We start from the raw sequence: 6,417 nt of genomic DNA, 5'->3' as shown, positions 1-6,417 counted from the left end.
ACGAAAATCGACGGGGTTTGTCAACGGTCTGGGGCGTCACCGATAAACGGGACGCCCTTTTCATTTAAAGAAAAGCTCTTTGGTTACGAATCAAGTTTGATTGCAACCCAGGAATATTCTCCCTGTTTGAAGACCAGCAGAGTAACAACCCTGAAACCAGCGTCTTTGGCTTTACCAACAAGTGATGCCACCTGTCCCGGATCAGACACTTCTTCCTGATCAACTTCGACAATAACATCACCAGGACGCAGGCTTTTCTCTGCTGCGCTACTATTAGGGACGACATCTGTAATCACCACACCATTTACACTGTCGTTCAGTTTAAAGCGCTGCCGGGTTTCATCATCAAGCTTACCTAGGTAAAGACCGAGATCATCAACCTTGCTTGTTTTACGCTCATTTTTCTTTTCCGACTTGGAAGGTGCCACGGCGGCAACGACGTCATCATCCAACTGACCCAAGTCAACCTGAACCGTTTTACGTTTTCCTTTGCGCCAGACAACAACATCAACTTCACGTCCGATTGGTGTCTCTGCCACCATGAGAGGAAGCTTGCGCATTTCCGGAACCTTGCGGCCATTGAATTCCAGAATAACATCGCCCTGCTTGATTCCAGCTTTCTCGGCGGGACCACCTTCGGCAACAGAGGCAACCAGCGCCCCGCTTGCTTCGTCCAAACGCAGGCCTTCGGCGAGTTCTTCGGTTACAGTCTGGATATGGACACCAAGCCAGCCACGTCTAACTTCGCCATGGGATTCAAGCTGCTCAATAATGTTTTTTGCCATCGCCGAAGGAATAGAGAAGCCAATACCTACGGAACCACCCGATGGTGAATAGATTGCAGAGTTAACACCGATAACCTCGCCATCCATGTTAAAGAGTGGCCCGCCAGAGTTACCGCGGTTGATCGCAGCATCGGTCTGAATAAAGTTATCATAAGGGCCAGAACGAATATCACGTGAATGAGCAGAAATAATACCTGCAGATACAGAACCACCAAGACCAAAGGGGTTACCAATAGCAAGAACCCAGTCGCCAATGCGGGCTTTGTTGGAATCACCCCACTTGGTTTCAGGTAAATCGATTTTTGTATCGACCTTTAACAAAGCCAGATCGGTTTTTTGGTCAGTCCCGATAATCTCTGCATCAAGAACAGTTCCGTCCTGCAAACGAACAGCAACCTCGTCTGCGCCATCGATTACATGATGATTGGTTACAATCAAACCATCAGAATCGATAATAAAGCCGGACCCTTGTGCACCACCTCTACGGGGTTGTTGAGGTCCTCGACCACCTCTTCGTTCAAAAAAGTCACGGAAAAATTCCTCAAAATTTTCGCCCTGAGGAATTTGTTGCTCACCTTCGGTCTGTTCATTGGCCTCAATCGTCTGTGTCGTGATGATATTCACAACCGAAGGCAATAACTCTTCAGCTAGATCAGCGAAGCTATCTGGCGCGGATCGAGCTTTTGCCGCCGCAGCTATAGAAAGCATACCGATAGCAACGGTCACACCAAGAAGCCATTTCTGCCACCGCAGCGCACCATGATCGTAAGTTACGGCTTTCGCCACCGCCATTGCGCGGTTATTTGTATTATCCGCTCTTTTTGTCATTCGCGATTTCTCCAACTATTCTTGTCGCATTTAGCGAGTAACGAATATTTATGCTCAAACCAATAGGATTCAAGCTATATTGCCTTTGACGATGGGGGAGGAAATGGGCGTAATTGTGACTTCGGCGTGACAATTCATCCTTTATTATTCCTTTTACACCCTATCACCTACTTTGTTTCCAGTCTGATCAAAATCATTATTTATACAGACCTGATAATCCAGATCAGAAAAACACCGATCACAGCACAGCTAAGCCCACCTGCACGTAATGCACTTGGTGACATCTCGTTCAAAAGCTCTAACAACTGTCGTAATCTATGCGGAAACAGCGATAAGAAGATCCCCTCAATGACAAGAACCATCGCCAGTGCTGTTAAAAATTCAGTCATTTCTACACACTACTTAATTCGCCAGAAACCTGACCACTAACCTACCACACAAAAGCGGCGGCATCCCGAAAGATACCGCCGCTTTCATAACTACGACATCAACTTATTCAGACGGTGCATCAACACTCGAGAAGAAGTCAAAGAAATCACTGTCCGGTGAAATCACCATATAGGTCCCTTTGGTGGCTAACGCCTCTTCATAAGCCTGCATAGAACGATAGAACTTGAAGAACTCTGGGTCTTGTCCATAAGCATCGTTCAAGATCTTTGTAAGAGCAGCATCACCCTGACCACGTAGAATTTCAGATTCTTTTTTGGCTTCCGCCGTTAAAACCGTCACTTCACGATCAGCACTCGATTTGATCCGCTGCGCCAACTCAAAACCTTGCGCACGGAACTCTGCCGCTTCTCTTTCACGTTCTGTTTTCATACGTGCGAACACAGCTTGACTGGTTTCAACAGGCAGATCAGCACGACGAATACGAAGGTCGAGCACATCAATACCAAAGCGTCTTGCCTGTTCATTCACATGCTTAAGAACACGTGCCATGAAAATATCACGCTCTGGTGACAATACGGAACTTAGTGTTGCCTTACCCAGTTCACCACGCAAACCGGCATTCACAATTGTTCCCAATCGTGTTCGGGCAACATCTTCTGATCGAACAGTTTTAAAGAACTGCAGCGGATCTTCGATTTTATAACGTGCAAATGCGTCGACCAACAAAGGCTTCTGATCGGAAAGGATCATACGTTCTTCCGGTGGGTCAAGGTTCAAAACACGCTTCTCGTATTTTTGAACATCCTGCCATGGCAGTTTCCACTCCAGACCAGGTTCGGAAACCGTTTTAATCGGGTTACCAAACTGAAGAACCATCGCCTGTTCACGTTGATCCACGGTAAAAAGCATACTGCTGGCAAGAAACGCAACAGCAACGACAACAACTCCAACAATGAGAGTAATTTTATTATTCATAATACTAACTCCCGATCTTATTGGCTATTTTTACGAAGTTGATCAAGCGGCAGATATGGCACCACACCATCTTGATCCGATCCCAAAATAACCTTATCGGTTTCTTTGAGAACTTTTTGCATCGTTTCTAGATACATACGTCGCTTGGTCACTTCCGGGTTTTGTTTATATTCGCGATAAACAGAAAGGAAACGATCCGCTTCACCCGTCGCCTCGTTCACAAGACGCTCTTTATAAGCTTCAGCTTCCTGAATCTGTCGCTGCGCTTCACCACGAGCACGCGGGATAATATCATTACGATACTTCTCCGCTTCGTTACGTGCACGGTCTTTATCCTGCAAAGAACGCTGAACATCATCAAAGGCATCAATCACAGCCGCCGGCGGCTGAACGTTCTGAAGCTGAACTTCCGTAATCAGGATACCCGCTTCATAACCATCCAGAATAGACTGTAGAAGAACCCTTGTTTGTGTTTGGATATCATCACGGGCTTCAGTCAGTGCTGGTTGAATATCTGTACGTCCAATAACTTCGCGCAGTGCTGATTCAGCAGCAATTTTGACCGTCGCTTCGGGCTCACGAATATTAAACAGGAACTGGCCAGGGTCTGAAATCTTCCACTGAAGCGTCAAATGAATATCAATGATATTCTGGTCGCCCGTCAGCATCAGACTCTCTTCGGCAACAGCTCTGCTTTGCGAACGGCCCCCCGTGTTGTTTCCACGGAACCCGATATCAATCTGATGAATTGTTGTAACTTCGGGTGTGAGAACTGTTTGAATCGGATAAGGATAGTGCCAGTTCAAACCAGCTTCTGTCGTATTCACCCACTTACCAAACTGGAGAACAACACCCTGCTGGTTAGGCTGAACACGATAAAAACCGGAAGCAAGCCATAGGAGAAGGACAACACCAAGGATAAAAACAAAGCCTTTACCGCTGAATCCACCACCCCCTGGGATCATTTCTTTAACCCGGTCCTGACTCTTGCGAATCATATCTTCTATATCAGGTGGTCGCTGTCCTCCGCCGCCACCGCCGCTATTGCCACCGCCCCAAGGGCCGCCGCCGCCAGAACCTTTATTTTCCCAAGGCATCTATTTTCCCTGTGTTAATCAATTAAGAATGCAAACGAATTTGCTTGAATCTGTCACTAAATGCACCTGTTTTTCAAGCCCAGTGCAACAGAAAACTAAATATTTTCAGCAGAGGGTGCGTCAATTCCCCCTTATCTTTGTCGTGGACCCCACTATATAATCAAGGCATAACACTTTAATCAACGTGTAAGAGACCGACAAAGAGTACCTGCACATATTGTTCAAGGCGCAAAGAATTCAAGTTAATTCATAGGGAATTCAGGGATGAGTATGGTTACAGAGCAAAAAATTCTCGATACTTTGAGAACGATTGTAGAACCTCAGAGTAAAAAGGATATTGTCAGCCTAGGCATGATTTCTGGCCTTATCATAAAAGAAGGTAATGTCGGCTTCTCTATCGAGATAGATCCAGCACAGGCTGCGGAGATGGAATCGTTGCGTAAATCTGCAGAGAAAGCAGTTCATGCGCTTGATGGCGTTTTATCCGTCAGTGCGATTCTTACTGCAGATAATGCCCCCGGTGAAACCAAGTCCCAGCCCCCTGCTTCCCAACCGAAGTCTCCGCCCGCACCAGGTTCAAGTAACAAGATTGACCTAAAAGGTATCAAACACGTTATTGCTGTTGCCAGTGGCAAGGGCGGCGTCGGCAAATCAACAACCGCAATCAACCTAGCACTGTCACTCGCCAAACAAGGATTTAAAATTGGCCTGATGGATGCAGATATCTATGGTCCGTCTCAGCCACGCATGATGGGAATCACCGGAAAACCATCTTCCCCGGATGGGAAAACCCTGTTGCCAATGGAAAGACACGGCATCAAGTGTATGTCTGTCGGCTTTCTTGTTGCAGAAGACACCCCCATGATCTGGCGTGGCCCGATGGTACAAAGCGCCTTAACTCAAATGTTACGCGATGTTGTCTGGGGTGATCTGGATCTTCTGATCGTTGACATGCCACCCGGCACAGGTGATGCACAGCTGACCATGGCGCAACAGGTTCCCCTGAATGGCGCTGTCATTGTTTCAACGCCGCAAGATATCGCCTTGCTCGATGCGCGTAAGGGGCTGAACATGTTCCGCAAGGTTGATGTGCCTGTTCTCGGTATTATCGAGAACATGAGTGTATACATCTGCCCTGAGTGTGGTCACGAGGCCCACATCTTTGGCGAGCACGGTGCGCGTGCCGAAGCAGAAAAAATGGACACCCCTTTCCTGGGTGAAATGCCCCTACACATCGACATCAGAATGACATCTGACGAAGGAGAGCCTATTGTGATTTCCTCACCGGACGGCGAACATGCCAAACGCTATGCGGCAATCGCAGAAAAGATCTGGTCCGGCCTCTCCGGTGCTGAACGTAAGGCCCCTTCGATATCTATGGAATAAGCACACTTCTAACACGCATACTCTCTTCAATATTTAAAAGCCCTCTGGATTTAAAAGCCCTCTGGAATTTTCAGAGGGCTTTTCCACAGCATTTTGAGAATTTCACTTTTTATGACAGGCTTTAAAAGCTGATCAAACTGTCTTTGGTGTACTCCATGGCAAGAGTGAGAATAAAACATTTCACCTGTATTCTTGGCACAGCCCTCGGATTACTTCTGAGTACATCTCTATGCCCTATCACCTATGCAACAGAACTGAGCCCAGAACTTAGCCCCGTCGATCTGGAATTGGTTCTGGCTGTGGATGTTTCCCACAGTGTTGATGAATACGAAGCAAACCTTCAACGCAGCGGTTATATCGAGGCACTAAAAGATCCCGATGTAATCGATAGTATTCGCTCCGGGCCCTTGGGCCGTATCGCCGTGACCTACATCGAGTGGGCCGGAGAAGATCACCAAATCAAAGTGGTTGAATGGTCACTACTGGATAGTCGCCAAAGTGCCGAACTCTTTGAAAAAAAACTAACGCAGCGTCCCATTAGCTCCGCGCCCTCAACATCCATCAGTAAAATGATCGATGTCGCCAGCTTTGAAATCAATCACAATGACTTCATTGCTCCACGGTCCGTCATTGATATTTCCGGGGACGGCCCAAACAGTGACGGGCGGCATGTTCAGCTAGCTAGAAATGATGCGATTAATCAGGGCATCACTATCAACGGCCTTCCCGTTTTATCTTTTCGCCCCAACCCCGACGGGCTCGGGGCGCCATCTGCCTGGCTCGGCGCATATTATCTTAAAAATGTGATTGGTGGCGAAAATGCTTTCCTGATTGAAGTTCTCGGTTTTGAAGCTTTTAGTGATATTCTGAAAGAGAAACTAAAGCGCGAAATCAAAGGCACATCAGAAATTGCGCTTAAAACCTCAAAACCTTAGTAGACTTGGCAACAGAAACAG

At 47.2% G+C, this 6,417-nt stretch carries 6 protein-coding genes; 2 read left to right on the top strand and 4 right to left on the bottom strand.

Going from position 1 to position 6,417, the window contains the following annotated elements; genetic code table 11:
- Nucleotides 1-83 precede the first annotated feature (83 nt).
- The 4 genes from WH95_RS14140 to hflK all read right to left on the bottom strand — a co-directional run bounded on the left by WH95_RS14140 (nt 84) and on the right by hflK (nt 4,075).
- The gene (locus WH95_RS14140; RefSeq protein WP_245622977.1) at nt 84-1,613 is read right to left on the bottom strand and encodes a DegQ family serine endoprotease; all 1,530 of its coding nucleotides are present in this window, start codon (nt 1,611-1,613) and stop codon (nt 84-86) included.
- A 200-nt stretch (nt 1,614-1,813) separates the two neighbouring features.
- Nucleotides 1,814-2,002, bottom strand: a complete 189-nt coding sequence (locus WH95_RS14135; RefSeq protein WP_046508373.1) for a DUF2065 domain-containing protein — start codon at nt 2,000-2,002, stop codon at nt 1,814-1,816.
- Between the two features lie 103 nt (nt 2,003-2,105).
- A complete protein-coding gene (gene hflC, locus WH95_RS14130; protein WP_046508371.1) occupies nt 2,106-2,978 on the bottom strand; it encodes a protease modulator HflC in 873 nt (290 codons plus the stop codon).
- Between the two features lie 17 nt (nt 2,979-2,995).
- Nucleotides 2,996-4,075, bottom strand: a complete 1,080-nt coding sequence (gene hflK / locus WH95_RS14125; RefSeq protein WP_046508369.1) for an FtsH protease activity modulator HflK — start codon at nt 4,073-4,075, stop codon at nt 2,996-2,998.
- A gap of 264 nt (nt 4,076-4,339) precedes the next feature.
- On the opposite strand from hflK, the gene apbC reads away from it, so the two are divergent.
- Nucleotides 4,340-5,461 (top strand): iron-sulfur cluster carrier protein ApbC, encoded by a 1,122-nt coding sequence (apbC, locus tag WH95_RS14120; RefSeq protein ID WP_046508367.1) that lies wholly within the window; start codon nt 4,340-4,342, stop codon nt 5,459-5,461.
- 155 nt (nt 5,462-5,616) lie between these two features.
- A complete protein-coding gene (locus WH95_RS14115; RefSeq protein ID WP_052742036.1) occupies nt 5,617-6,396 on the top strand; it encodes a DUF1194 domain-containing protein in 780 nt (259 codons plus the stop codon).
- Nucleotides 6,397-6,417: the final 21 nt, after the last annotated feature.

The sequence above is a fragment of the Kiloniella litopenaei genome, from assembly GCF_000982415.1.
GTDB lineage: Bacteria > Pseudomonadota > Alphaproteobacteria > Kiloniellales > Kiloniellaceae > Kiloniella > Kiloniella litopenaei.
This window is presented reverse-complemented; position numbering and strand designations above follow the sequence as displayed.